We start from the raw sequence: 25478 nt of genomic DNA, 5'->3' as shown, positions 1-25478 counted from the left end.
CCAACCCCCCCCACCAACACCACCCACCAATAACCCCGAACACTACTTTTACCGAGCTCACTGCGCGCCCCCCCCCCCCCCCCCCCCCCCCCCACTTCCGATTTATAGAAACAAGGAACTCGTCGTTGTAGGCGGCGGAGATTCCGCAGTCGAAGAAGCTTCTCATCTTACCAAGTTTGCTTCCAAAGTGTATCTGGTTCACAGAAGAGATTCTTTACGCGCTTCTAAGATCATGCAAAAAAGAGCGACCACACACCCGAAGATCGAAATCCTCTGGAATTCTCAAGTGGAAGAAGCCAAAGGTGATGGTAAGAATCTAACCTCTCTTACTTTGCAAGATACCGTGAATGGACAAAAAAAAGAACTCGCGGTCGGTGGTCTTTTTTATGCGATCGGACACAAACCAAATACGGACATCTTTGAAGGAATCTTAGACCTCGACGAAAGCGGTTACATCAAAACCGTTCCGGGAACTACTAAGACGAGCATCGAAGGAGTCTTCGCAGCAGGCGACGTTCAAGACAAAGTCTATCGTCAAGCGGTCTCTGCGGCCGGTTCCGGTTGTATGGCGGCCCTCGACGCAGAACGTTGGCTGGAATCCCGAGAAGAATAGATCTTCGATCTGCAACGTCATTGATAACTCGTAACGGAGTGGACCTTCACAGCCCCTCCGTTTTGGTTTCGTAATTCTTGTGTATCCGTGTTTGCTCAGAACCGACAACGAATTCTATTTTTTGAATATACTTCTTTGTTTGAGAATCGATTGATTCCAATTCAGAAACGATAATGTAAGAAAATTCCTTACCTTGGGAATTTAGAATTGCTAAGCCGCTGGATTCCGACTAAAGAAGTGCCTTCTCGAGGAATACTACTTTCGAAGGAACTTTTTCTCATTTAAGAAAATTGCCTTGGTCGCATTCGATTCCGTCTTAAATCGCGATGACTTGAATTCTTCTCGTTCGAATCAGGGATTCTCTACGAGAGTTCCTCTTCCGTTTCGAATATCATAAATATAGAATGTGGTTTCCGGAAGTTTTACCGAAGGAGTTTTCTTTTTTTTCGATTCTTCTTTTTCCTCTTCCAAAGAAACGATCATCACAAGCCTATCCTTACCAGTAGAAGGAATTATTTTTTGCAAAGAATATTTCCTAGGAAGAACACCGACGAGCGCTGCCCCGATCGGATTGTAGATAAAAACCTGTTTACGATCTCTTTGATTGAGAAACCCGTCCTTGTTCGTATCCTCCGTCATTCCGATCAAAACCAGATTTTTTCCCGTGGATATTCCCGAAGCAGAGACTGAATCCAATTCCGATTCTTCCGAGGTTTCAGCGACCCCGATTTCTTTTTCTTTGTTGGATCCCGTAAAGTAATCCCAGATATAAACGTTACGATTGAAAAGTTTTCGCGGCTTCCCGGATTCTAAATCGATCACGGTAAGATTGCGCGCGTGGTTGAGAGTTTTTCTAGGACCCGCGACCGTTTCTCTGGAAAGTTCAAAAGGATAGAATAAAAAACGATCCCAAAGGACAACCGAATGATTGAGGAGATCGGAACTTCGATCGGACGGGGCCAAAGGTTCTTCTTTGTTGGAACCGGGTTCCACCAATTCCACCCCCCTATCTAAAATGAACCAGCTCTTAGACAGTGTAAAAACGAGAATCCCGACAATGAGGATTCCAAACGTATACACACCCAGCCGGATTTTTTCCATGAGTAGAAGAAAGCCCGGGAAAAGACGAGGTCAATGAAAAAAAGAAGTTATATTGGAACAATCAAAGATTACGCTCTGCATCTTTGGCGCATTTTGCTCTCTATGGATCGCGAAATAGGTCAATGAAAAAAAGAAGTTATTTTGCTTCCAGAGCGTAGGTTCGTTCCGGAACGATCAAATAGGAAGAAATTTCACCGGTATCGACTCTGAGACGAGTGTTCTGGTTAAACGAATCCAAAATCATCTTTCCGTCGCGTACAAAGTTATAGAGATAATTCCCGGATTTCATCTTCTTGATGAGTGTGAAAACCCCGTCCCTTTCTTTTTTAAGAATATCCTGTTCCGGATCCCAGTGATTAAAATCTCCGACTAGGGTGATCATCTCCGCTTCGGGAGCGTAGATTCTAAACTCGACGGTTCTATACTCCAATTCTTCATAGGGAGAATCTTCTAAGATTCTCGTGGTCACGTGTTTGTCCGGTCCGGATGGAACGGCGACGATCCTGGAAACCAGAGAACCGTCTCCGTCTTCCGTCGAATCGGGGTTAGACGGATCATGAGTAAAGAGACCGTCCACTCTGAATTTGTATTCTAAGACCTTGAGTTCTTCTCGAATTGTGTCTTTGCTTTCGGGATCGTAGACTGTGTAAAAAATTCCGTGGTCGTTTTTTTTGAGAGGAAGACATCTCCAGAGCGAAAAATTTCCGCAGACGGAAACGTCTTCGTTTTCGATTCCTTCAAAGGTGAAAAGAATTCCTCGATTGAGAAGTCTCCCGGTTTCGAGAGAAAGGGAAGAATCGATATATCGAATGTATCTCGGCGCCACCGGTCTTTTTAGTTTTTCCATCTGCCAGTAATAGTAGATTTTTTCTTTTTCCACCGGTTCTAAAAAGTCTTCGTAGTCTTCGGATGAAAAAGATCCGATCCAATTTCCGGCGTCATCAGCGCCGACGGCAACGGTAATGGTAAGAAGAAGAGCGAAGAGGAATACTTTTGTCTTAGGAAACGATTTCATTCTGAATAAAGATTCGATCGCTTTTGCGAAAAGCATAAGGCAAATCTGGAAATTCGCTTCCAAAGAGAAGAACAAAGTCCGGAATCGGACATAAGTCCGAAATGGAAACCCGGAGGAACTCCTTTCCGATGAAGAATTCGGATTTTTCCCGAAACGGAAGCTCCATCGAAGGAACAAAAACTTCTTTGTAGGAGCTGTAACAAAATCGGATTCGAGAAAGGCCCATTCTCCTTTAAAAAGGAACCGGATTCTTCGTCCAAAAAGAAAAAGGAGAAAAAACCGAACTCGCTTTTATCCTCTCCTTCCCTTTTTCCTTTTCTCCGGAAAGAGTTTTTTCATTGGAGAATTTCCAAGGATTCCGATAGTATTTAGCAGGATATCATGGCAGAGGCGAATTCTACCCCACTCAAGGAAGCGGAATTAGAACAGATCCGTTCTATTCTTCAACCTCTTTCCAAGAATCCGGATATTTCGGAAGAGCTCAATCCTATGCTCTCTGTCTTTCGTGAAAAGATGGGCTATGGAAGCCCGGTCTCCTCCGACGAAGAGGAGGAGGAAGACGCAACTCCTCAGCCTACTTCCGACAACGCGGAAGACTTTGCCGATGAGGACGAGGAGGAAGAACCTCCTACACTCGAAAGACCCAAATCCAAAATCATCGAAGACGATGATATCGATTTAGACGAACTCTTAGCAGAACCTTCGCAAACCCCGCCCGCAAGCGACAACGACGACTTTGACGTCGCTTCTCCCGTGGATTCGGACGAAGCCGATCCGTTTGCGGATTTCGGAATGGATTCCGAACCGAGCTCGGATACAAGTTCCGAGGAAGCAGATCCTTTTGGAGATTTCGGACTTCCTCCGGAAACAACCCCCTCCGCGAGTGATGACTTTTCCTTGGGAGACGAAGAAGGCCCTGCAAGCGCCGAACCTTCGGATCCTTTTGCCGGTTTAGACGAGATGACCACGGACGGAGAAACCTCTTCGGAAACCGATCCATTTGCGGACCTCGGAACCGGTTCCCAAACTTCGGAGGCCGACCCGTTCGGAGGTAGCGACTTCGGAACTCCTTCTTCTTCGGATGAAACGGACCCTTTTGCGGGAATGGATTCCTTTACCTCTACTCCGGACGCAGGAGACAACGAGGATCCATTTGCGGATTTGGGAACCGGCCTTTCCACTGACTCGGGGGATGATTTCGGTTTGTCCACTCCGGAATCTTCCGGAGGTGGCGCGGATTCCTTTGATGATTTTTTATCCTCCCCTTCTTCCGAACCTGCGGGTGGAGACGATGATTTTTTCAGTCAAACTTCGGACAGCGGACCATCCTCTTCTGAAAGCGACCCTTTTGCGGACTTCGGCGATTTAGGTTCTCCTGGCCAAGACCCGTTCTCCGATCTTACCTCTTCTTCTACCGCTTCGGAAGATCCCTTTGCCGATTTTGTTCCTTCTTCGGAAGAAGACACGTTATCCGACATTCCGGGCGGAGCGGATTCTTCCTTTGATTCTTTCAGTCCAGATTTGGACAGTGATCCCGGAAGCGACGACTATGATTCAGGAAGTTCATTCGGCTTGGAAGCCGATCTACAAGGACTTGCGAGCGAAGAAAAACAGGATATCGATAAAGGGCTCAAGGACGAAGAACTAGCAATCATTCAAAAAGAAATTCTTCGTTACCCGCCGGTTCTTCGCCGCGCGGTAATCGACGCGATCGTTCAAGATCGAATGACGCCGAGAGATCAAAAAGGTCTCTTAGAACTCATCAAGATCGAAAGTTCCCCCGACGAAATCGCGGATTTTCTTTCTGGAGTTTTGGGAGAAACGATTTCGCTTTCGCAAAGAGGAAGCGGATTCTCCAAAGACGGAGTTCCCATCATTTCGACCGATCCCCTTTATACAAAGGAAGGATTGCAGAGACAGAAAAAAGCGATTCGAAGAACCGTCTTCGGAATCGCGGCCGCGATTTTTTTGATCGTGGGTGGAACCCTCCTTTACAGAAACTTCATCATTCCGAATCAAGCGGCCCAGTATTACGAGCAAGGTCTGACTCTCATTCGAGAAGCGGGCGCTTATCCGAAAAACAGCGAAGTTCGCAAGAAAAAATTCTTCGAGGCTGAGGAAGCCTTTGCAAGAGGAGAAAATATTCTCCCGAATCATCTCAAATATCTCAATCTCTACGGCGTCGAATATACCCGAGTGGAAGAATACGATCGCGGTTTTGAAAAACTTTTCGGAAAGGTCAGCCCCGACTTCGGAGCCGGTGGAGAAGAATCCGCAAACAACTCCTGGGACAAAAGGGAAAAGGTTCCCATCATCGCCCTCGCAAAAGGCCAGATCTGGGATAATGGAAAACTCCCGATCGCCGGAAAGATCGGCAACGAGAATCGGATGATTCTTCTCGCCCAAGATGGAATTCAGAGAAAAATTCTGAAAGCGGGAGCTTATATCGTGATGCGTTTGGAAAAACAAACACACGACAATATGACTTATAAGAATTTGGGAAGATTCCATTCTTCGATCATGCCTTCATTCACCGAATCTTCGTTAGGTGGCGGAAGATATAAAAACGATCAACTCGCAATCAACTTCTATAAACAGGTCTACACTGACGGAAACGAACCCTACGACGAAGAGACGACTGCCGGAATCGCGAAGGTCTATTACAATCGCAGGGAATTCGGAAAGGCCGCTTCTTTTTACAATAAGATCGTCGAAATCGATCCTTCCAGTCCGGTAGGTCAAGGCGGCCTACTCTCCACTTATATAGAAATGTGGAAAGAAGACGGAAATCCTCAGTTCGTGATCAATCATCACAGACAGATCAAAAACAACTTAGACATAGAGAAAAAACTTTCTCTTTATGTTCTTTCCAAACTTGCTTCTTTTTATACCGATTTGAATAAGAAGGAATTGAGAATTCGTTACAATATCAATCCCGTCGATCAGGTTTCCGGCATGGAAGTCAACGACAACGCACTTGAAATCCTGGATCTTATCTATCATAAGACGGAAGAAGATTCCGTAACCGGAGTCGAAAGAGACGGAGCCGATTACGCGGAAGGATACTATCAAAGAGGAAGATACTTTGCTTCCATTAAAGAATCGATCCAAGCCAGAAGATTTTTTGAAAAAGCGGCGACCCTGGACCCAGCTCACTATTTAGCCGCGACCGAACTCGCGGAGAACGCGATCCGTCTCGCGAACTTCGGGGAAGCCGATAAATTGTTAAACGAAGCGGTCCATCGTTTTGAAAACTTCAAACAGAGCTACGGCGCCAGAGAAGAAGACGAAACTCTGATTCAAGGAAACGTCGGAAGAATTTATTTTGACAAAGCAAGAATTCAATATCTTTCCGCAGCGGGAATCAACGAAAAAGATAAGATCACCGAATTCCCCGGAAGAAAGATCTATCCTTTCCGCGCAAGAACCGAGATGGATTCCGTCGCCAAAACGAGATCTATGGAATTGAAAAATTCTCTGGAAGGTTTTTCCAAAGCGGAGGCGGTTCAAACGGATGAAAACGAATTTACCCTCATCCGCAGATGGAGAACACCCCTTCCCGTCGGAATTCAGAGGGAGCTTCGTTATTTCAAAGGCTGGGTGGATTACATGAGTGGAGATTTCGCCGCTTCGTTAAATGAATGGTCCGGTTTTGAGGACGAAGACGAATACAATCACTCCACACTTTTGATGGGAAAGGCGAACGCGTTTTATTATACCGGCCAATACAAAGCAAGTCTTGGAAATTATCTCAAGGTCCAAGACGATATGGAAGAAAAACTTCTGAACATGGGGCTTCCAAAACCGGACGACCCGTATCACCAGGAAGTCTATCAAACCCTTGTGGCCGCTTATAACAACATCGGCGCTGTTTATGAAAAACAAGGCAATACAGCCGAAGCCTTAAAACACTATTGGAAGGCGATCGAGACCGCAAGAAAGATCAACGAAGTTTCGGAAATTGCGATGTCGAACAAAGACCTTATGTTCAAAAAAGAAGCCATTGGACAAGACCCTCTTCTGGAAGATTGGCTTTCTCCTACTTTGGACAGCGTTAAAAAATTAGTCAGAGAGTAAGAGTTCCCACACAAATCCGTTTCGGAGAAGAATTCGATCCGGCGGAATCCGAACAAAGCGCCCTTCGAAAAAATACGGATTCGTTTGCTCCTGCGAAACGTCCTCCGACAAACCGAATCTTCCGATCAATTCCGGAAATCGAACTTCCGATCTCCTTCCACACACGAATCGCAGTGCAAAAGAAAAGTGTAAGACATCCTACACTTCCCGGAACCAAGAATTCAAATCTTCTCGACGCACCCGGACTTTTTGCAAAGGAAGAATTGGAACGATGGGTCAACTTTGTAGAAGCGATCGATTCTAATTCCAAAAATCAGTCTTCCGTCTTTATGCCCGAAGTCGTTAAACCAACCGGGAAGATTAAGGATTCAGAATATTCAATTTAGACTGAGCGTCCAATTTTTCCTTAAGATTTTTTAGGAGTGCCTGAAAACGGGAAGCATCTCTCGAAGAAAAAAGTTGATTGGAGGTTTTTTCGCGAGAAGAAAAACTAAATGTAATCTCCTTCGCTTTTAAAATTCGATCCACAAGCTCGGAGGGAATTGAAGAAGAAATTCTCATAGAATCCGAATAGTCGGTTCCTACTTTTCTCAGATTGTACCAAGTTCCGTCCAATTGAATCGAAACCCCGATTGGAAAACTCACCTCGAAAGAACTGAGATAATAATCCAAGAAAAGCGTCTTTTCTCCGGAGGAATTCTTAAAAACTCCCCGAAAGTTCATAGATTTGGTATCCCCTTGAGAACAAAGAAAGTGAAACCCTGGACAAAGAGGATCCGAATGAAAAAGAATCTGTTCCAGAGCAGGCTCCGGAGTCTGAAGAACGCTCGCAGAAGAACAGGAAATTCCGAGAAAAAAAAGAACGCAAAAAAGAATGGATAAAATTCGAGTCTTCAAAGGGACCCCCGAGGTTTTTTCCTAGTTTCTGAAAAGAGCCCGGTTTTGAAAGAAAATTCCAGAAGAATCCCGGACCATAACTTCACAAAACCGAACTCGGCAATTCTACCCAATCTAACTTCGATCCCATCCCCACAAGCGGTTCGAATCTTACGAAATCTCAGTAGTAACCACGACAAAGCTCCGTGAAACGAAAATCCCACTCGGACGGCGTGAGCCATCGGGAGATTACATGGAACGTTTTTTGATAGGGGGATGCGGAAGAATCGGTCGACTTTTCTCTATCCCAAAATTCTACTTTTTACGAATAAAAAGTATCAAATGTAGGAACTCTTACAAAAATTCTTAAGGGGTCTTTTAAATTCGAAATCGTTTTTCGACTTGGTAGGTAAGATCAGGATCTTCACAAAAGAGGGCCACCTCAAAAGCGGTTTCCAAAGAACCCAAATGAAAAATTCAATTTTCAGAGAAGCCCACACTTGAAACCCTGGTAGGTACTTATGATTTCATTTCCAAAAGATAAGATCAACGTCCTTCTCCTCGAAAACGTCCATCAGGACGCTTTCAATCTCTTCAAAAACGACGGTTTTAACGTCCGTCTCCTTCCCGCTGCGTTTTCGGAGAAGGAACTTTTAAACGAAATCGAAAACATTCACGTCCTTGGAATTCGAAGCAAGACCAACGTGACCGCACCCGTTCTCGAAAAAGCAAAACGTCTTCTTACCATCGGCTGCTTCTGTATCGGAACCAATCAGGTCGATTTGAGCGGAGCTGAAAAAAAAGGAATCCCGGTTTTTAACGCACCGTATTCCAACACAAGATCGGTGGCGGAACTTGTGATTTCCGAAGTGATCATGCTCGCAAGAAGAGTTCCCGATCATATCCGCAACACACACTCCGGAATCTGGAATAAGATTTCCAAAAATTGTTTCGAGGTGCGAGGCAAAACCCTAGGAATCGTCGGATACGGACATATCGGAAGCCAAGTTTCCGTTCTCGCCGAAGCCATGGGAATGAAAGTTATCTACTATGACGTTCAGACCGTTCTTCCGCTTGGAAACGCGATGCCCGCAGCGAGTTATCAAGAGCTTTTGAGACACTCGGACTTTATCTCCTTTCACGTACCCGAAACGACGGAGACGATGAATCTCTACGGAAAAAAGGAGATCGAAATTACAAAAAAAGGCGCCTATATGATCAATCTTTCTCGCGGAAAAGTGGTGGATTTGGAAGCCCTCGCGGAAGCGATCCGGTCAGGACATATCGCCGGTGCAGGAATTGATGTATTCCCGGAAGAACCCGAGTCCAACAATGATCCGTTTCTAACACCGATGCAAAACCTGCCTAACGTCATCCTCACTCCGCATATCGGAGGAAGCACGGAAGAGGCTCAGAGGAATATCGGTTCCGAAGTTGCAAGTAAACTCGTGAAGTTTATAAACAACGGTTCTACGACATTCTCCGTAAACTTTCCAAATCTCGAAATCACACCTCTTCCTTCGGGGCAATATAGAATTCTGAACGTTCACAAAAACCAACCCGGCTTTTTGAAGGATATCAACTCCATGGTTTCCGAAATTGGGGCCAATATCAGTTCTCAACACTTAGGGACCAGCGCGGAAATCGGATACTTGTCGATGGTAATCGACAAAAGTATCGGAGACGAACTCAAGGAAAAAATCGAAAAACACCCTTTTTCGATCAAAACTCGGATTCTTTATTAAACAAAGCGCCTTTTGTAAAAGCAATTTGCTAAAAAGAAAACATAATGGAAATGTAATATAAAATTCATCGATTCTAAGAAAGAATTTTTTGAATTTTACTTGCTTTAATTTCCTGGAATCCCCTACTATTGTGCTATGCACTATAACAGAATTCCCAACACAATTACCGTTTATCTGAGCGAGCTGGCCGATCAGAGTCTTCGGCTGGCTGAGAATATTCTGAAAGGTTTGCTCCATAGAACCGATTCTCCCGTGGAACCTGGGACGGTTTTAGAACTCAAGCTCGGAACGATCAGTCTTTCCGGTGCGATTCAAATCCCGGTAAAAGTGATTCGTTGCGAGAAAATTTCCGGATCGGAATACGACCTCTATCTAAACTATACGGAAAGGGATTTTAATAAGGTTCAGGAAATCGAAGACCTGATTCGAGATCTTTCCTAAATTTAGAATTCAAAAACGGAACTCCTTCCAAGAGGGAGTTCCTACCTTTCGAAAATTTTCCCTTAGAATTTTAGAAGCAAAGGGAAATTTTTGTTTCCAAAATGGGAAGCTTTCCAGCGCAGAAATCGTTTCAAAACATTCTCTTCTTTTGGAAGGGGAATCGTTTTGAACGTTCTTTTTTGTAAGACATCCTACAAATCCAATCTTTTCGATACAAATTTTTTGATCGCATTTTCCTCGAAGAATGAACTGGGAACATTTTCTCTCAGAAGCAAAAAAACTTTATAATTTGAGCGTTCGACTTTTATCATTTCAAAAAGAAAGGCTCCATTTTTTCTTTCTCATTCCAGGTTATATCAAGAAAACTTTTTTGATACGAGTTCTTCGGATCTCCTCCTCTAAAAAAGGTTTTGCAGTCAAGGCAAAGGAAAGCCCAGTCGTAAAATTCGTGGAATCCGATAGAAAAACACTATATACAAAAATTCGAATCTTCGATTCGTTTCATTCTAAAATGATTGAAGGTTGATCTCGATACTGAAAAATGCGGGAACTCTTACAAAAAATACTCTCAGGAGCTCGTTAGAAAGTTCATAAGCCGCCTGAAAAAACGATCTGGGGGCATTCCCCTATTTCATTCCGAGCTTCGCATAAGCTTACCCACAAGTCGTATGACCTTAAAAAAAACGTCGTAGATACGACGCTCTACCGTAAAAAGTCGCGCGCCCCGCCCTGATTTCGGGTGGTGGGGAGTGGTGGCGGGAAAACCTCGGGAACTTTCCTCTATCACAAAATTATACTTTTTGCAAGCACAAATCCCCGTTGTAAGAACTCCTACAAAATTCCTTCGCTGTAAGTACGATTCTCTTTACAGTTACTTTTGACTGAGATTAGGCTCCCGTGGATCCAACCGATTTCTCTTTCCGTCGATAAAATCAAAGCCCACGAGGACCTCTCCTCAAATCCGCTCTGAATCGAATCAAAACGCGATCGTATCAATTCTAAGAGCAAAAAATACAACTAAACACGAGTGGGTTTCGAATCAGAGACATTCTTTCAAAGACGGTCTCACGCATCGGTTTACCCTTTTATAAAAGCAATTTTTTTTTGAAAAAGCTTTTCAAAAAAATCAAAACCTCAGACAGAGGCACACCTTCATTTCGATTCTTTTCAGTGGACCTATACAACTTGAATATTAAATTCATAGAAGTGTGTTACTGAATCGAATTCATCCGCCAGAATAGACAAAACTTCGATTTCGAAGAAGCTTAACCAAAAGATGAACCCCTTTCAATCCATCCCCGAAATCAATTTTCCGGAATTTATTTTCTATTTTCAAACTCAAAATATATTTTCTTATAAGCTCGAATACAAAGCGCTTCACGCCAGTTTCGGTAAAAGCATGTATGAAATCGAGATGGACGAAACGTTTCACAATTCCGTAAAGATCGTCCACAGAGCAGCACTTTTTGGGGTAACGGATATTTCCTCAGGAGCGGCGATGAGAGCTTGGATCAATCCACAAATCGAAACTTCAAGTTCAAGCGACCGGAACCGCCGAAATCAAGCAAGTTTCGAAAGAGCATACATTCCGGAAAAATTAGGAGCTATGAGCGAAATCACCGATCAAAAAGGTTCCACCGTTCTTTCGTTTCTAAGTCCATCAATCCAGACGATGATTTGGTAGCGGGTTATTTTTCGGTCTATGTTGTAAATTTCAAAGACGAAAGGAGAGATTTCAACGAAACCAATAGAAAAGGAGGTATTTTTAACCTCCCTTTCTATTGGTAATTTAGAATTTTATAAAGTTCTAAGCTACGAAAAACTCTGCTCGGCTGATGCTCGCGAGCTCCACGGCGTTTGTGAGATTTTTAGTTGGAAAATAGACGATTTGTTCGCCGACCAACTTACGATTTCGATCCAATTCCACGCGAGACCCGTCTTTGAGATGCAGGACAATATCGATCCCGCGATAGTTGATATATCTTTCTAACTGGCTCTTAAACTTTGCAGCTTGTTCTTGCATGGAAACTTCCTTTAAAATTGTTGAAAGGATGTTCTAGGACGACCCCCAAAGTACAAGCTTTTTTTTCTAAGGAGACAGAATTTTTTATTCCGGACTCGGTGTAATTGTTTCCTGCAAAGTCCAAGTAGCTCCGAAGTTCGAAGACATATAACGTTTTAAGGACTCACCTTCTATATTGATAAAAATATGAATTTTTTCGGTTCCTGAGTTCGTTCCAAAACTTGCAAGCGCCGAAGTCTGGCTCGGTACGGGATCGCCCTGATCGATTGCGTTCGGAAAGGTCAAACCACTAAAACTGACCGGAGCCCAGTTGACTCCCGCGTCCGAGGTTCTAAAAGAATAAGAAGCGAATCCTCCAAGGGAATTGTTCGTGATTAAGGAAAGGTAGGTTGTAGTTCCGACCCGAAAGGAACGCACCGGAAAGATAACGTCCGTGTCGGCAATTCCATTTACCGCGACAATCGCTTGTTGTCCATTACCGGGGACCACGATCGTAGCAATCGAACTCAGATCCCCCGGAACCGTCGTGATTCGAATCGTACCGTTGTTGTGTTCTACAAAATGGGATTCCGAGAAGTCATTCGGAACGTCAAAGTTGAAATTTCCCAAAAAAGTAGCGTAAGGCGCCGTCTTGTAGGAAGCCGGCATGGACATGATCGCCGGCGCTCCGAACGCGGTAGCGGATCCGTCTGTAGGAAACATAGAAAGACTGGTCCCGGTAATGGAATCCGCACACCATCCTACCGCTAGGTTATTCCCGACAATACCGCATTGGACCGGAGGGACTCCGGCAATCGCAAGACGGCCTGAAAAATCACTGTTTACATTATAACAACTCACAGAACCGCTCGGTGGAAGCTTCTCGCAAAAAACTGCCTTTTCAGCGGCCCCCACGTTGTAAGTCCCAAAGCCGATTATTTTTTCACCCGTGATAGAGGGATCCACTTTTACGAACGTCATACGACTTCCAGCCGTGGGTAAAACGGAGCCAGACCAGTAATAGTATTGGTAAGTAAAGTTCCCGACTGCGTCGGAAGCACCCAATTCAAAAAGAATGGAATATTTATTACTCGCGTTCGACGGATTGTAGCCGTAGCCGATCATGTCGGCGTATTGAGCTCCCACTACGGGGATGTTAGTCGGAATCAGATCGGTTGTGTTTTCATTCGCAAGAATCAGATCGACCCTATTTCTCGGATCATCCGTGCCGTCGAAGGTTCTTCTTGCATAGGAAAGAAACGTATTCGTACCCGCTTTTCGAAATTCATAATACTTACTTTTCATAAAGTCAGTATAACCGAACTGATCCTTCCCTAAAATGGATCGTAAGATTCCGAAGATTCCGTTCGGATCGAGAGGGTTCTCTTCAAATTTATAACACTGAGAATTCAAAATAATCAAAAGAATGAGAAGGAATCGTTTCATATATCTCTCCATTAAAAAAACCAATTGTATCTTGCCTCGGCTCTCCAGCCTACGATCGAGTTGGCGCCCGATTCTAAAGAATTGAATTCCCTCATAGAATCCATCTGAAGCCCTTTTTTTAGAATCGAACCTTGAGGATTCAGGGCGACCTCCTCTTCTTCCCAAGAAATTCCGGTATAATAAACGTGTGCGAGTTGAATCAGGTAAAGAATCGCGGTGGCCGTCGAGATCTGTTGATAGTCGTTGATCGCCTTCTTATAACTTTCTCTTTTTCCGTTTGTAAGAATCTGTCCTGCCAAAAAAGGGCTATCTCCTCCGAGGATTTGTGCGTTCAAACTCGCTTGGTCGTAATCCGCTTTGGTCTGGGTCACTTTCTGGGCGGAACTAAACGTCGCCAGAATTCCGGTCCAAAAAAGGGAACCATAGACGTAGGCGGACTTTTTTCGATCCGCTTTGTAATGTCCCCATCCCGGAAATACGGCCGATCGCCAAACAAGGCTCAGGCGATTTCTATCTCCGGAACGGTGCGATTTGAAATTCGGTTTCGTCACGATCGCTTCTTCCTCGATCTGTTTTTTTTCCTCGGCGGATTTGGCTTCTTTTAGTTTTTTTTCCTCTTCCAAACGAATTCTTTTTGCCTCTTCTTCATTCACGTCGCGATAGACAACTTTCAAAATCGACTTTTTAGAAATCGTTTTCACCGTTCCGTCCGTCATCCGGACTATGATGTTTTTTTCGTTTTGACCGGTAACGTCCGCTTTGATCGAAGTTCCATTTTTGAGAAGAATTGTCTGGGCGCTCCAGAGCGACTGGGAAAATAAAAAAAGAAAAACGATAAGGAATGAAAAGGATGTAAATTTCTTCAAAATGATCTCCGTTTTTATAAGAACAATACGAATGATTTCAAAAAATAAAAATTCAATTTCTCTGATGATATACGAATTATAGGTCTCCTATCAATTACTTTTTGCAAATACGAGTTGCTTATTTCGATCCGGCAAAAACGGGTCTTGATCAAAGCGGAAGCAAATTGAGGAACGTGGAGACAAAACTGTATAAAAATCAACGAAAATTAATCGGAAATTAAACCGTGTTTTTTGTAGAATGCGTTTAACAATTTCTCCAACAACTCCGGCTGATCGTGGTGCATATTGTGACCTGCATTTTCCATCTCAACATATTCCAAATATCTAAAGTGCGAAAGAATTTCTTCCCGATTCTCCGGCATCAAATGAGTTTCTTTACCGTAGATGATCAGGGTGGGAGAATCGATACATTCCCAAAGATGACGCGTCAGAAACGGGGAAAAAACAAAGGGGAAACCTCGTTTGTACAGCGGGTCGTTTTTCCACTGATAACCGTTATGCGTCTTTTTTGTAAGATAGTCCGCAAGATCCCGAATTTTGGAAGAATCCAATTTTGGATAAACTGGTTTGAGTCGGGATACGACGTCTTCGATGCTCGAAAACGTTTTGTTTTTTCGATCCTTCGTGCCGACTTCGTTGTTCTCGATCGTATCCAACCAGGCCTTCAGACGTTTTTTTTCAAATTCAGGGGTTTGAATGGACATAAATCCTTCCAGACAAACGAGACTTTGGATTTTTTCCGGATAAATACCGGCGATACGAGCTCCGATTCCGCCCCCCATCGAATGTCCTAAAATATGAAACTTATCCGGAAGAAAGGAGGTGATAAACGTTTTTACGTCCACTAGGGTCTGAATAAAATGATAATTCCCTTCTCTCAGCCAGTCGGAATCTCCGTGACCTCTATAATCAAAACGATATATATCGAAATGTTGGGATAAGAATGGGAATTGATAGAGAAAGGTGTCCGAAGCGTCCTGAAATCCGTGAAATAACAGAAGTGCGTTGTTTTTATCGTTCCTATGAATTTTATAGGCGAGGTTGTAACCGCCGGATTGAAAAAAACCGCTTTCGATTTCACTCATGGATGCACCTTAAATAATTCTCGCCAGTCTTTCGGAAGGCTCGGAATGCTGAAAGTAGAAACTTTTTCAAGAAGGAGTTCGTCTCCCTCATAAAGATCCAAAAGTTTATCCAAGGAGAAAAGCAGGTCTAACGTTTCCCGTTTTCCGACTTCGCTGAGAGCGGGGGAATGTAGGATCGATTCCAACTTTTCCTTTGCCTTTGTAGCCTGCATTCGGGAACCGCGTCCGTTGGGTTTGACAAAAATTTTATGAAGAGAAACCGAGAGTTGTATGATTCCCTGCAAAAATATTTTTCTCGGCCCAAAATCCTTTTTCCATTGAAATTCGAAAACCTCATGCGCCTCAAAGTATTTCCCTTCTCTAAAAAGTCTTTCGCCGTTTTGATAAGCGAAGTCGACGGTCTTTTCAGGATCCGAAGTCGCCGTGATCACGTCGAAAAGAGCTACGATTTCAGGATCAAATTTCAAACTGCTTCCAATCCTTTTCCTGAATCTTCGTCATCGGACCGGCAAACGAACCTTCCGCGTCTCGGACGTAATTTTCTTTTCTCATCCCCAAAAGGACCACCCCTTCCTTCAAGGAAGAATGGAGCAAGTGCAAAGCCGTTCCGGAAAGATTCCAGCCCTTATACTGAGGATAGAATGTTACGATTTTTTCATACAGTAGGTTTGAGTTCTGAATATTGTGAAAATGAACATACCGTTCCAAAAGAGAAAGTGCGTCGTTGAGTCTTTCTATATATTCGGTTTGTTTGTCGGTCCCCGCGATCTTCTCGATCTGAGCGATCAACTGTTGCATGATCGGAATCACTGTTCTTTCCAGAAATTGAGCGAGATGATCCTGGTTTTGAAACTGATCCAAGTAAGGTTCCGTCACGGTTCGAAACGTATATTTGTAAGAACCCGGAGGAAGGATCTGCAAAAAATCCTCCTCCCAGGAATAGACAATATTCAATTTATCTTTTATGTTTTTTAATACTTCTCCCTGACTTTCTTTCGGATCATAGGAAAGACGAAAGATATTCCCCTGACTCGAGATCGCATTGAGCGGTCGGTTGACTAAGGGCAGGAGTTGATTTGATTCTATGATATCGATCAAAGACTTTCCTTCGAACTTCCGATCCAAGAATCCACTTTCCAAAAGATTGGCCGGAAACTGAACGACCGCAAAACCGGATTCTTTCAAACCAAGTTCCGACTGCACTTCTTTTGCGATTTCCAAAACTTTGAGTAAGGAAGTGGCCGTATATTTCTCTGGATTTTCGGGAAAGGTATTGGAGGAGATTCCATAGAATTGAATTTTCCCTTCCTCTCTTTTTTGTTCGAAGAAAAGAAAAGCGTTCTTCACTCTTTTATAATATTCTTCTTTGGCTTTTATTTGGGGAACGTTATGCTTCTCTCGGTCCATAAGAAAGTATTCCGGATTGTGAAGAAGAAATACATCGACCGTTTCCAAACCGAGTCGTTTGAGGGAAAGTGTAAGCTGATCTTCCAAAAATGCGGGATGAATGCAGTGATAACATCCTTCTTGGTAGTATGTAATTTCCGGAAATTCTTGATTCTTCTTTTCAAGTTCGGAAACGATCTGTAGATTTCTCCCTTGGATATAACCGGATTTGGTGATGATAAAAACGTCCTCTCGTTTCAATTCTCCCCGATCGATTTTTTCTCCGAGAACGCGACCGAGCAGACTTTCACTTTCCCCGTTTCCATAATTGGATGAAGTATCGACGACGTTAAAACCCTCCTGAAAGGAAAGTTCGAGGGCCTTCTTATGTTCGGGAGATTCAAGTCCCACACGATAACATCCAAAGGCGATTCTCGAGAGAGTTCTTCCGCGAAAGTTGAAATATGGATTCAGAAGATTCTCACCCGACTTGTATTTTTTTTGGAGTGAAGAATTTTCGGAATATTCTTTCGTAGATTCGGAAGTCGCACTTCCTTTTAGCATGGATTTCTGATAAAGAGTTTGAAATGGATCGGATGGATTCATATTTTTTTTCCCGTTTGTTTCGGTTCACCTTTCGTTACGCATCGCACAAAACGAAATTCCAGAACGAATGTTCGTCATTCGAATTCTAATTGAGAAACGATCTTAATAACATTCCATTCCAGTATCAATTTTTTAACTTCAAAATAAAAATGCTTTTCGTCATAACTCGCTTTTTTACCCTAATTTAAGAGAAGTTGAGCCTCGGCCCATCTTTTTCGAATCATATTAATTTTTCGATGAATTCTTTCCACAATCAAACAGGAGAAAATGAAATGGATTTAAAGGCTGGATATCTCCGGTCTTCCATCGGGAGAAAAACTCTCGTGGCAGTAACCGGACTTGTTTATTTCGGCTTTGTTGTTGCTCATATGCTGGGGAATCTTCAGATCTTCCTCGGACAAGAAAAAATCAACGCATATGGCCAAGCACTTAGGGACATCGCCCCCCTTCTCTGGGTAGCCAGAATCATTCTGATCGTTAGCTTTATCATTCACGTTTACTACGCGATAACGCTCTCAATTGAAAACAAAAAGGCCCGCCCCGTTCCCTACTCAAAACAGAATACGGTTCAGGCGTCACTTGCTTCCCGTACTATGGCTCTTACGGGTCTTTTGATTTTTTCCTTTCTCACCTATCACCTTCTTCATTTCACGTTAGGCGTAACCAACCCGGATCATTTTGCGATGACCGATTCTAAAGGAAGACACGACGTTTTTACGATGGTCATTCTCGGTTTTCAAAATCCGATCGTTACGGGTTCTTATATCTTCGCGATGGTTTTGCTCGCGTCGCATATCAGTCACGGTGTAGCGAGCGTTTTTCAAACCTTGGGCTTGAGCACTCCTTCCTTGAATGGAAAGATCAAAGCTGGAGCGATCCTTTTTGCTCTGATCATTTTCATTGGCAATACTTCTATCCCGCTTTCGATTTTGCTGGGATACGTTCACCCGTAATCTTTTGGAGAAACTTTCATGAGTTTAGATTCTAAAATTCCAAGCGGCTCCATTGAACAAAAATGGTCCAATCACAAAGCCGATATCAAATTAGTAAACCCGGCGAATAAGAGAAAATTCGACATCATCGTAGTGGGTTCCGGTCTTGCGGGAGCTTCGGCGTCGGCCACTCTCGCGGAGCTCGGTTACAACGTAAAAACTTTTTGCTTCCAAGATAGTCCTCGAAGAGCTCATAGTATTGCAGCTCAAGGTGGAATCAACGCTGCGAAGAATTACCAAAACGACGGAGACTCCGTCCATAGATTGTTTTACGACACCGTAAAAGGTGGAGATTTCCGAGCAAGAGAAGCGAACGTACATCGTCTCGCGGAAGTTTCGGTGAACATCATCGATCAGTGTGTCGCACAAGGGGTTCCTTTCGCGAGAGAATACGGCGGCCATTTGGCAAACCGTTCTTTCGGTGGAGCTCAAGTTTCCAGAACCTTCTATGCAAAAGGCCAAACCGGACAACAGCTTCTTTTAGGAGCGTATTCCGCGCTTTCCCGTCAAATCGGACTCGGCGCCGTGAAGATGTATCCGAGAACCGAGATGGTAGAATTGATCGTAGTCGACGGTCATGCAAAAGGAATCGTGGTTCGTGATCTGGTTACGGGAAAACTTTCCACTCACATGGCGGACGCGGTCGTCTTAGGAACGGGCGGATACGGGAACGTATTCTTCCTTTCCACGAACGCAAAAAATTGTAACGTGACTGCGACTTGGAAGGCCCACAAAAAAGGCGCATTCTTCGCTAACCCGTGTTATACGCAAATTCACCCGACTTGTATTCCGGTTTCCGGAGATCATCAGTCCAAGTTGACTCTGATGTCCGAGTCTTTAAGAAACGATGGAAGAATCTGGGTGCCCAAAAACAAAGGGGACAAAAGGAATCCTGCGGATATCCCTGAGTCGGAAAGAGATTATTATCTCGAAAGAAAATATCCGAGTTACGGAAACCTTTCTCCAAGAGACATCGCTTCTCGCGCGGCGAAAGAAGCCTGCGACGCTGGACTTGGCGTGGGAGAATCCGGACAAGGTGTTTATCTGGATTTCGCGGATTCGATCAAACGTCTTGGAGAACCGAAGATCCGTGACCGTTATGAAAACCTCTTCCAAATGTATGAACAAATCACAGGCGAGAACCCTTACAAACAGCCGATGAGAATCTATCCTGCGGTTCACTATACGATGGGCGGACTCTGGGTGGATTACAATCTCATGAGCAACCTTCCCGGATTGTTCGTAATCGGAGAAGCCAACTTCTCGGATCACGGGGCAAACCGTCTCGGAGCTTCGGCGCTGATGCAAGGACTCGCGGACGGATATTTCATTCTTCCATACACGATCGGAAACTATCTCGCCGGAGCGGGTTTCAATTCACGCCCGAGCGAAGATCATCCCGAAGCAAAGAAAGCCCTCTCCGACGCGGAAGAAACTACGAAAAAATTTCTTTCCATCAAAGGAAAGAGAACCGTAGATTCCTTTCATAGAGAACTTGGAAAACTCATGTGGGACAAGTGCGGAATGGCACGTAACGACAAGGGTTTAAAAGAAGCGATCGCAAAAATTCCTCAGATCAGAGAAGAATTCTGGCAAAACGTAAACGTTCCGGGTAGCGGAAACGACCTAAACCAATCGCTTGAAAAAGCGGGAAGAGTCGCCGACTTCTTAGAATTCGGAGAATTGCTCTGCCTCGACGCACTCACGAGAGAAGAATCCTGCGGCGGTCACTTTAGAGAAGAATACCAGGAAGAAGGAGAAGCAAAACGGAACGACGATAAGTTCTGTCACGCGACCGCTTGGGAATTCAACGGAGTCGGAAAAAAGCCAACCGAACACAGGGAAAAACTGGAGTTTGAAAACGTTCACCTCGCCACAAGGAGTTATAAATAATGGATCTGAAACTCAAAGTCTGGAGACAAAAGAGCGGAGAAGAAAAGGGAAAGATCGTCGACTACGACGCAAAGGATATTTCCCCGAACATGTCTTTCTTGGAGATGTTGGACTTAGTCAACGAAGAACTCATCGTAAAGGGAGAAGAACCGATCGCATTCGAACACGACTGTCGGGAAGGAATCTGCGGTTCCTGCAACCTGATGATCAACGGACAGGCACACGGCCCTCACCAGGGCGTAACCACCTGCCAGCTCCACATGCGTTCTTTCAAAGACGGAGACACCGTGTTCGTGGAACCCTGGAGAGCAAAAGCGTTTCCTGTGATCAAGGATCTCGTCGTAGACAGAAGCGCATTTGATAGAATCATCCAGTCCGGAGGATTTGTAAGCATCAACACGGGAGGAGCTCCTGACGCAAACGCATTACCGATTCCTAAAGTAGATGCGGACATCGCGATGGACGCAGCGACTTGTATCGGTTGCGGGGCTTGTGTCGCTTCTTGTAAGAATGCGAGCGCGATGCTCTTTGTTTCCGCGAAGATCACTCACCTGGGTCTTTTACCACAAGGAAAGGTGGAACAAAAGGATCGTGTGAAAAAGATGGTCAACGCGATGGACAAAGAAGGTTTTGGAAACTGCACAAACCAATACGAGTGCGAGGCGGTTTGTCCAAAATCGATCAAGAGAGATTTTATCCGGACTATGAACAAGGATTTTATCCTTTCTTAAACTTTCTTTCTCATCAAAAGAAGAATTCCAAGCCGCCCTTCACACAGGCGGCTTTTTTGTCGGTTTGTACCAGGGGCGTTTTTTCAAAAAACGATGGAACGGTCCTGAAGACTGCCCTTGATTAAGTTTTTTTTTAGAATAAGAATATAAAATCAAGTTAGGGCAAATTTCAATCGAGAGGAGTCGTTCCAAGTCTTTCAGAGCCGTTTTTATCGTTACCGATTTTCTTTTCCTGAATCCGAGGCAGAAACGAATCCAAAAAATTCCAGAGTCCTCCTTGGTGGAGATAGAGAATCTTTCCCGAAATCCCGGCCCCTTCCATCCGTTTCCGAATCGTGTATAAGGTCTTACCCGAGTAAATCGGTTCAATAGGAATCGAATTATTATCAAAGAATGAATTACAAAATCCGAATAGATCGGGACTCGACGAACCAAAACCAGCTTTGACTTCCGATTCCCAAATCGAATCTTGCCCGATTTCGAATCCAGAAAATTTCAGTTCTCTCCGTTTCCTTTGCAACCAAGGAATCATTTTTGATTTTTCAAGACCGATAGAAACTCCATGAACCGGAATGGTGTCACCAAAAAAATTCTTCGCAGCCAACCAGGTCAAACCGGAACCGATGTCTATGACCAAATGATTGAAATTGGAAATAGGAATCTGTTTCCAAAGAGAAGTTAGACCTGGAACCGCTTCCGGTCCAAATCCATATTCCGGAATCAAAACGTGGGATTTAAAGGAAGAATCCGGATCTCCGATCGTTGAGAAATCCGAATCTAACGAGAGATTTCCGCCTTCTTCGAATTCGAAAACTTTTGCCACGTTCGATTTTTGATCGATGAAACCTTCCTTCCATTGAAAACGAGAAGGGAATACTTTGAGTGTGTGGGAGTTGATTTTTACGATCCGAGAATTGAAGGTAACCTTCTTCGGATCCCGAGAATAGGAATAAGTATTTACACGGTATCCGAAAACACGAAACAAAAAAGAGAAAGAAGCCAGCAAATTGCTGTGCAATTCTCCCTGAAGAATCACTTCGTGAATCCCCTTATTTTCCAAATCCGAATGGATTCCAAAAAACTTTCTAAATTTTGTCCCGATTCCAAAGGCAAGACGATCGTCTCTGAGAATCGTTACCTTTTGTTTCGAGCAAAGCAAAACCTCTTGAAACTCTAAAGGACGTTCGAGGGAAGAAGACAAAAAAGCGGCGAGTGGATTCAAAAAGAATTTCCAAAAATTTGAAATCGCAAAAAGAAATGATTCATAAAACAGTAGGATTCTAAATATCGTGCACAAGAGAAATTCAAATACAGGATTCCTTTTTAAAAAAGGAGACTCACCCGAGCCACCCCTCATACAAAATCTAAAAACCAGGTGATCCGTAAAATCAAAACTTCGCCGATTTTAATTCACCCTATCAAATTTATAATTCAAAAATGTTTGCAAAATCGGAAAGAACCATTCTTTCCCGTAATACATTTCAAAAAACCGAGTTTCTTTCTCACAACTAAAAAGAAAACAGTCTCAAATTACTTAAGATGTACGATCAAAGAAGGAAAACAAAAAGATCAAACACGGCAATTCTTATCTAGATAATATATTATTTTTTTATAAATAAATTAGGATTACTTTTTAACTTCGAATTCATTGATCCAGAAAATTTCGAAATTCATTTGGACAGAGGAGACGATGAATCCATTCTCGTAAAAAATTTTTAAGAGGAAATTAACTTTGTCAACAGTATTAGGCTTTTTAACGCTCGGCATGTTCGGCTCTTTAATCATCGGACTGATTAAACCCGAATTGGTAGTTAGAGGAAATTTAGAGAAAACACGAAAGACGGTCATTAAATATTTCGGGACGTTAACCGTAATCTTACTCATCCTTTACGGAATGACGGGGGGAGGAAGAAGAAACAATTCGACCTCCGCAGCGATGGGAGAAAACGGAACGATTACGAAAGAAAACTGCCAAGCAGTTAAAAACGGAATGGGAAAAGAAGAAGTAACGAATCTGTTGGGCGAAACTCAGTCCCAATCGGAAAACACCCTCGGAGGTTACGGAACTACGGAGCTCTGGCACTTTCAAGATACCAGTTTGACTGCCGCCGCGAGCGGAAAAATTGAAGCTTGCGACGTCTACTTTACGAATGGGAAAGTGAGCAGCACGGCTTGGACTAAACTCTAAAAAATTATTTTGGAATTAAAAACGGAAAGTAAGGTGTTTTTCTTGGAAGGCGCCTTACTTTCCGCAAGGAATCAACTGGAACGATTTGACCGCTCCTTGAGTTTGAGAGTGGAAAAGATAGGATCGAAAATCTACGCCAAAATACTTTAATTGCTCGTCTTCAAAACGGCCAAGAAGGCTTCTTGCGGGATTTCTACGTTTCCGATTTGTTTCATCCGCTTCTTACCTTCTTTTTGTTTCTCTAGAAGTTTTTTCTTTCGAGTTATATCCCCACCGTAACATTTAGCGGTTACGTTTTTTCGAAGCGCAGAAATACTTTCTCTTGCGAGAATTTTTCCGCCGACGGCGGCTTGAATCGGAATCATAAACTGATGTCTTGGGATGAGGTCTTTGAGTTTTTCTATGATCTCCCTTCCTCTTTGTTCGGCCTTGGTTCTATGAACGATCATCGAAAGCGCGTCCACGGGCTCGGCGTTAACAAGTATGTCCATCTTTACGAGTTGAGACACCTTATAACCGGAAGGCTCGTAGTCCAAAGAGGCGTAACCTCTCGTAAAAGACTTGAGTTTATCATAAAATTCGAATATAAGTTCCGCAAGAGGAAGTTCGTAAGTCAACTGGACCTTGTCTTGTGTCAAATAAACCGTATCCAACTGAATCCCTCGTTTGTCGTTTGCGAGAGCCATGATATTTCCGACATATTCGTTCGGTGTGATGATCGTGGCTTTTACATAGGGTTCTTCGGTGGATTCCATCGCGATCGGATCCGGAAAACGTGAAGGATTGTCCACCTCTTCCACTTCTCCGTTCTTTTTTCGAATGATATATTTTACGGAAGGAGCCGTCGTGATCAGGTCGAGATTGAATTCTCTCTCTAAACGTTCCTGAACGATTTCCATATGAAGAAGACCGAGATATCCCACCCGAAATCCGAAACCGAGGGCCATCGAACTTTCTTTTTCAAATACGAGGGCCGCGTCGTTAAGCTTCAATTTTTCGATCGCGTCCACGAGCTCGTCGAACTGTTCTCCGTTGATCGGATAGAGTCCGGAGAATACCATCGGTTTTGCTTCTTTGTAACCTGGAATCGATTCCTTGGTTGGATTCGAAAAAAGTGTGATCGTATCCCCCGTCTTCGCGTCGGAAACCTTTTTGATTCCCGCTATGAGATAACCGACTTCTCCAGCGCCTAAACTTTCCGTCGGAGTGAGTGTGATTCGATTGATTCCGACTTCGTTGACGGTAAAATCTTTCCCGGTACTCATGATGAGAAAACGATCGCCTTTTCTGATTCTCCCGTCAAAAACCCGAATCTTGATCACAACTCCCATATATGGATCGAAATAAGAATCATAGATCAAGGCTTTCAGAGGTCCGTCCGGATCTCCTTGCGGCGCAGGAATTTGTTTTGTAATTTCTTCGAGGACTGCCTTTACGTTGAGTCCGGTTTTCGCCGAGATTGCAACTGCTTTGTCTGCGTCCAGACCCAAGCTCTCTTCGATTTGAACTTTGGTTTTTTCTACGTCCGCCGCAGGAAGATCGATCTTGTTCATAACGGGAACGATCGCAAGATCTTGTTCCATTGCAAGATAGAGGTTTGCGAGAGTTTGCGCTTCCACTCCCTGACTTGCGTCGACGATCAAAAGAACCCCTTCGCAGGCTTTGAGAGAACGAGAAACTTCATAAGTAAAGTCCACGTGACCCGGAGTATCCAGGAGGTTCATCGTATAAGTATTCCCGTCTTCGGCGAGATAATCAAAGGTAGCGTTGTTTGCCTTGATCGTGATTCCCCTTTCCCTCTCGATATCCATGGAATCTAAAATTTGATCCTTCTTGGTCCGGTCATTTGTAACATGACCAATCTCTAAAAGTCTATCAGCCAGAGTGGATTTCCCATGGTCGATATGGGCTATGATGGAAAAGTTACGGATAAATTTCTGTTGAACATTCATGATGGGCTCACTTCCGATGATTTCCTGCAAAGGCCTCCCCTGAAAAGCAAAATACGGCTCGTTTCCTGGGAGTGAAGAGCGGAAAGAAGGCCTCCTCCCGTCTTTCCTTCCCCCGAATTTCTTGGAATCGAAGGGGCGAATTTTTCCCTTTGAGAATGTAGGAACTCACACATTTCAGAAATTCGCTTTGAGAATGTAGGAACTCACACATTTCAGAGATTCCCTTTGAGAATATAGGAACTCACACATTTCAGAAATTCGCTTTGAGAATGTAGGAACTCACACATTTCAGAGATTCCCTTTGAGAATATAGGAACTCACACATTTCAGATATTCGCTTTGAGAATGTAGGAACTCACACATTTCAGAGATTCCCTTTGAGAATGTAGGAACTCACACATTTCAGAAATTCGCTTTGAGAATGTAGGAACTCACACATTTCAGAGATTCCCTTTGAGAATAT

At 43.8% G+C, this 25478-nt stretch carries 22 protein-coding genes; 10 read left to right on the top strand and 12 right to left on the bottom strand.

The annotated features are described in order from the left end of the window. Window positions 1-613: NAD(P)/FAD-dependent oxidoreductase (locus JWG45_RS08725; RefSeq protein WP_232380597.1), on the top strand; the 613-nt coding region annotated here is incomplete at its 5' end. 351 nt (window positions 614-964) lie between these two features. Here JWG45_RS08725 and JWG45_RS08720 read toward each other — a convergent pair. Both JWG45_RS08720 and JWG45_RS08715 read right to left on the bottom strand, forming a co-directional pair. Continuing rightward, entirely contained in the window at window positions 965-1714 is a 750-nt protein-coding gene (locus JWG45_RS08720; RefSeq protein WP_205279377.1) for a hypothetical protein, read from the bottom strand. 136 nt (window positions 1715-1850) lie between these two features. After that, on the bottom strand, window positions 1851-2765 hold the full coding sequence (locus JWG45_RS08715; protein WP_205279376.1) for a carbohydrate-binding module 48: 915 nt from the start codon (window positions 2763-2765) through the stop codon (window positions 1851-1853). A gap of 345 nt (window positions 2766-3110) precedes the next feature. Between JWG45_RS08715 and JWG45_RS08710 the strand changes: the two genes are divergently transcribed. Next, on the top strand, window positions 3111-6806 hold the full coding sequence (locus JWG45_RS08710) for a tetratricopeptide repeat protein (RefSeq protein WP_205279375.1): 3696 nt from the start codon (window positions 3111-3113) through the stop codon (window positions 6804-6806). On the opposite strand, the gene JWG45_RS08705 is transcribed toward JWG45_RS08710, so the two are convergent. Then, window positions 6796-7116, bottom strand: a complete 321-nt coding sequence (locus JWG45_RS08705) for a hypothetical protein (RefSeq protein ID WP_205279374.1) — start codon at window positions 7114-7116, stop codon at window positions 6796-6798. The genes JWG45_RS08710 and JWG45_RS08705 overlap by 11 nt on opposite strands. A 50-nt stretch (window positions 7117-7166) precedes the next feature. After that, window positions 7167-7703 (bottom strand): hypothetical protein, encoded by a 537-nt coding sequence (locus tag JWG45_RS08700; protein ID WP_205279373.1) that lies wholly within the window; start codon window positions 7701-7703, stop codon window positions 7167-7169. A gap of 500 nt (window positions 7704-8203) precedes the next feature. Here JWG45_RS08700 and serA point away from each other — a divergent pair, with 500 nt between their 5' ends. From serA to JWG45_RS08680, 4 genes are all read left to right on the top strand, one after another. Beyond that, window positions 8204-9427, top strand: a complete 1224-nt coding sequence (gene serA, locus JWG45_RS08695) for a phosphoglycerate dehydrogenase (protein ID WP_205279372.1) — start codon at window positions 8204-8206, stop codon at window positions 9425-9427. A 135-nt stretch (window positions 9428-9562) separates the two neighbouring features. Then, entirely contained in the window at window positions 9563-9868 is a 306-nt protein-coding gene (locus tag JWG45_RS08690; protein WP_205279371.1) for a PilZ domain-containing protein, read from the top strand. 244 nt (window positions 9869-10112) lie between these two features. Next, window positions 10113-10394 carry a hypothetical protein gene (locus JWG45_RS08685; protein ID WP_205279370.1) on the top strand — a complete coding sequence of 94 codons (282 nt, stop codon included), beginning with the start codon at window positions 10113-10115 and terminating at the stop codon, window positions 10392-10394. 750 nt (window positions 10395-11144) lie between these two features. Beyond that, on the top strand, window positions 11145-11552 hold the full coding sequence (locus JWG45_RS08680; RefSeq protein ID WP_205279369.1) for a PaaI family thioesterase: 408 nt from the start codon (window positions 11145-11147) through the stop codon (window positions 11550-11552). 123 nt (window positions 11553-11675) lie between these two features. On the opposite strand, the gene JWG45_RS08675 is transcribed toward JWG45_RS08680, so the two are convergent. From JWG45_RS08675 to JWG45_RS08650, 6 genes are all read right to left on the bottom strand, one after another. Then, window positions 11676-11891, bottom strand: a complete 216-nt coding sequence (locus JWG45_RS08675; RefSeq protein ID WP_205279368.1) for a hypothetical protein — start codon at window positions 11889-11891, stop codon at window positions 11676-11678. Window positions 11892-11975: 84 nt separating this feature from the next. Continuing rightward, window positions 11976-13316: an LIC11996 family lipoprotein gene (locus tag JWG45_RS08670; protein WP_205279367.1), complete on the bottom strand. Its 1341-nt coding sequence runs from the start codon at window positions 13314-13316 to the stop codon at window positions 11976-11978. Between the two features lie 11 nt (window positions 13317-13327). Then, entirely contained in the window at window positions 13328-14185 is an 858-nt protein-coding gene (locus tag JWG45_RS08665; protein ID WP_332476403.1) for an LA_0442/LA_0875 N-terminal domain-containing protein, read from the bottom strand. A 203-nt stretch (window positions 14186-14388) separates the two neighbouring features. Further along, window positions 14389-15267, bottom strand: a complete 879-nt coding sequence (locus tag JWG45_RS08660; RefSeq protein WP_205279366.1) for an alpha/beta fold hydrolase — start codon at window positions 15265-15267, stop codon at window positions 14389-14391. Next, the gene (locus JWG45_RS08655) at window positions 15264-15734 is read right to left on the bottom strand and encodes a DUF309 domain-containing protein (protein ID WP_205279365.1); all 471 of its coding nucleotides are present in this window, start codon (window positions 15732-15734) and stop codon (window positions 15264-15266) included. The genes JWG45_RS08660 and JWG45_RS08655 overlap by 4 nt, the downstream gene beginning before the upstream one ends. Further along, the gene (locus JWG45_RS08650; protein ID WP_205279364.1) at window positions 15724-17259 is read right to left on the bottom strand and encodes an aldo/keto reductase; all 1536 of its coding nucleotides are present in this window, start codon (window positions 17257-17259) and stop codon (window positions 15724-15726) included. The genes JWG45_RS08655 and JWG45_RS08650 overlap by 11 nt, the downstream gene beginning before the upstream one ends. A gap of 272 nt (window positions 17260-17531) precedes the next feature. On the opposite strand from JWG45_RS08650, the gene JWG45_RS08645 reads away from it, so the two are divergent. The 3 genes from JWG45_RS08645 to JWG45_RS08635 are packed head-to-tail and all read left to right on the top strand — an operon-like array spanning window position 17532 to window position 20875. After that, entirely contained in the window at window positions 17532-18212 is a 681-nt protein-coding gene (locus tag JWG45_RS08645) for a succinate:quinone oxidoreductase (RefSeq protein ID WP_205279363.1), read from the top strand. 18 nt (window positions 18213-18230) lie between these two features. Next, window positions 18231-20144 (top strand): fumarate reductase/succinate dehydrogenase flavoprotein subunit, encoded by a 1914-nt coding sequence (locus JWG45_RS08640; protein ID WP_205279362.1) that lies wholly within the window; start codon window positions 18231-18233, stop codon window positions 20142-20144. Next, window positions 20144-20875 carry a succinate dehydrogenase/fumarate reductase iron-sulfur subunit gene (locus JWG45_RS08635; protein WP_205279361.1) on the top strand — a complete coding sequence of 244 codons (732 nt, stop codon included), beginning with the start codon at window positions 20144-20146 and terminating at the stop codon, window positions 20873-20875. The genes JWG45_RS08640 and JWG45_RS08635 overlap by 1 nt, the downstream gene beginning before the upstream one ends. Window positions 20876-21044: 169 nt before the next feature. On the opposite strand, the gene JWG45_RS08630 is transcribed toward JWG45_RS08635, so the two are convergent. Further along, a complete protein-coding gene (locus tag JWG45_RS08630) occupies window positions 21045-22097 on the bottom strand; it encodes a 1-aminocyclopropane-1-carboxylate deaminase (RefSeq protein ID WP_232380595.1) in 1053 nt (350 codons plus the stop codon). Window positions 22098-22607: 510 nt separating this feature from the next. On the opposite strand from JWG45_RS08630, the gene JWG45_RS08625 reads away from it, so the two are divergent. Then, window positions 22608-23063, top strand: a complete 456-nt coding sequence (locus JWG45_RS08625) for a hypothetical protein (protein ID WP_232380594.1) — start codon at window positions 22608-22610, stop codon at window positions 23061-23063. Between the two features lie 146 nt (window positions 23064-23209). On the opposite strand, the gene lepA is transcribed toward JWG45_RS08625, so the two are convergent. Beyond that, window positions 23210-25015 carry a translation elongation factor 4 gene (gene lepA / locus JWG45_RS08620; protein ID WP_205279378.1) on the bottom strand — a complete coding sequence of 602 codons (1806 nt, stop codon included), beginning with the start codon at window positions 25013-25015 and terminating at the stop codon, window positions 23210-23212. Between the last annotated feature and the right edge of the window lie 463 nt (window positions 25016-25478).

Source organism: Leptospira ainlahdjerensis (assembly GCF_016919175.1).
Lineage (GTDB): Bacteria > Spirochaetota > Leptospiria > Leptospirales > Leptospiraceae > Leptospira > Leptospira ainlahdjerensis.
This window is presented reverse-complemented; position numbering and strand designations above follow the sequence as displayed.

Bases quoted from the DNA above. Each gene is read 5' to 3' on its own strand.
- lepA (WP_205279378.1), bottom strand. From the start codon at position 25,015: ATGAATGTTCAACAGAAATTTATCCGTAACTTTTCCATCATAGCCCAT.
- JWG45_RS08690 (WP_205279371.1), top strand. From the start codon at position 9,563: ATGCACTATAACAGAATTCCCAACACAATTACCGTTTATCTGAGCGAG.
- JWG45_RS08650 (WP_205279364.1), bottom strand. From the start codon at position 17,259: ATGAATCCATCCGATCCATTTCAAACTCTTTATCAGAAATCCATGCTA.
- JWG45_RS08645 (WP_205279363.1), top strand. From the start codon at position 17,532: ATGGATTTAAAGGCTGGATATCTCCGGTCTTCCATCGGGAGAAAAACT.
- JWG45_RS08635 (WP_205279361.1), top strand. From the start codon at position 20,144: ATGGATCTGAAACTCAAAGTCTGGAGACAAAAGAGCGGAGAAGAAAAG.
- serA (WP_205279372.1), top strand. From the start codon at position 8,204: ATGATTTCATTTCCAAAAGATAAGATCAACGTCCTTCTCCTCGAAAAC.
- JWG45_RS08670 (WP_205279367.1), bottom strand. From the start codon at position 13,316: ATGAAACGATTCCTTCTCATTCTTTTGATTATTTTGAATTCTCAGTGT.
- JWG45_RS08710 (WP_205279375.1), top strand. From the start codon at position 3,111: ATGGCAGAGGCGAATTCTACCCCACTCAAGGAAGCGGAATTAGAACAG.
- JWG45_RS08685 (WP_205279370.1), top strand. From the start codon at position 10,113: ATGAACTGGGAACATTTTCTCTCAGAAGCAAAAAAACTTTATAATTTG.
- JWG45_RS08640 (WP_205279362.1), top strand. From the start codon at position 18,231: ATGAGTTTAGATTCTAAAATTCCAAGCGGCTCCATTGAACAAAAATGG.
- JWG45_RS08675 (WP_205279368.1), bottom strand. From the start codon at position 11,891: ATGCAAGAACAAGCTGCAAAGTTTAAGAGCCAGTTAGAAAGATATATC.
- JWG45_RS08715 (WP_205279376.1), bottom strand. From the start codon at position 2,765: ATGCTTTTCGCAAAAGCGATCGAATCTTTATTCAGAATGAAATCGTTT.
- JWG45_RS08720 (WP_205279377.1), bottom strand. From the start codon at position 1,714: ATGGAAAAAATCCGGCTGGGTGTGTATACGTTTGGAATCCTCATTGTC.
- JWG45_RS08680 (WP_205279369.1), top strand. From the start codon at position 11,145: ATGAACCCCTTTCAATCCATCCCCGAAATCAATTTTCCGGAATTTATT.
- JWG45_RS08660 (WP_205279366.1), bottom strand. From the start codon at position 15,267: ATGAGTGAAATCGAAAGCGGTTTTTTTCAATCCGGCGGTTACAACCTC.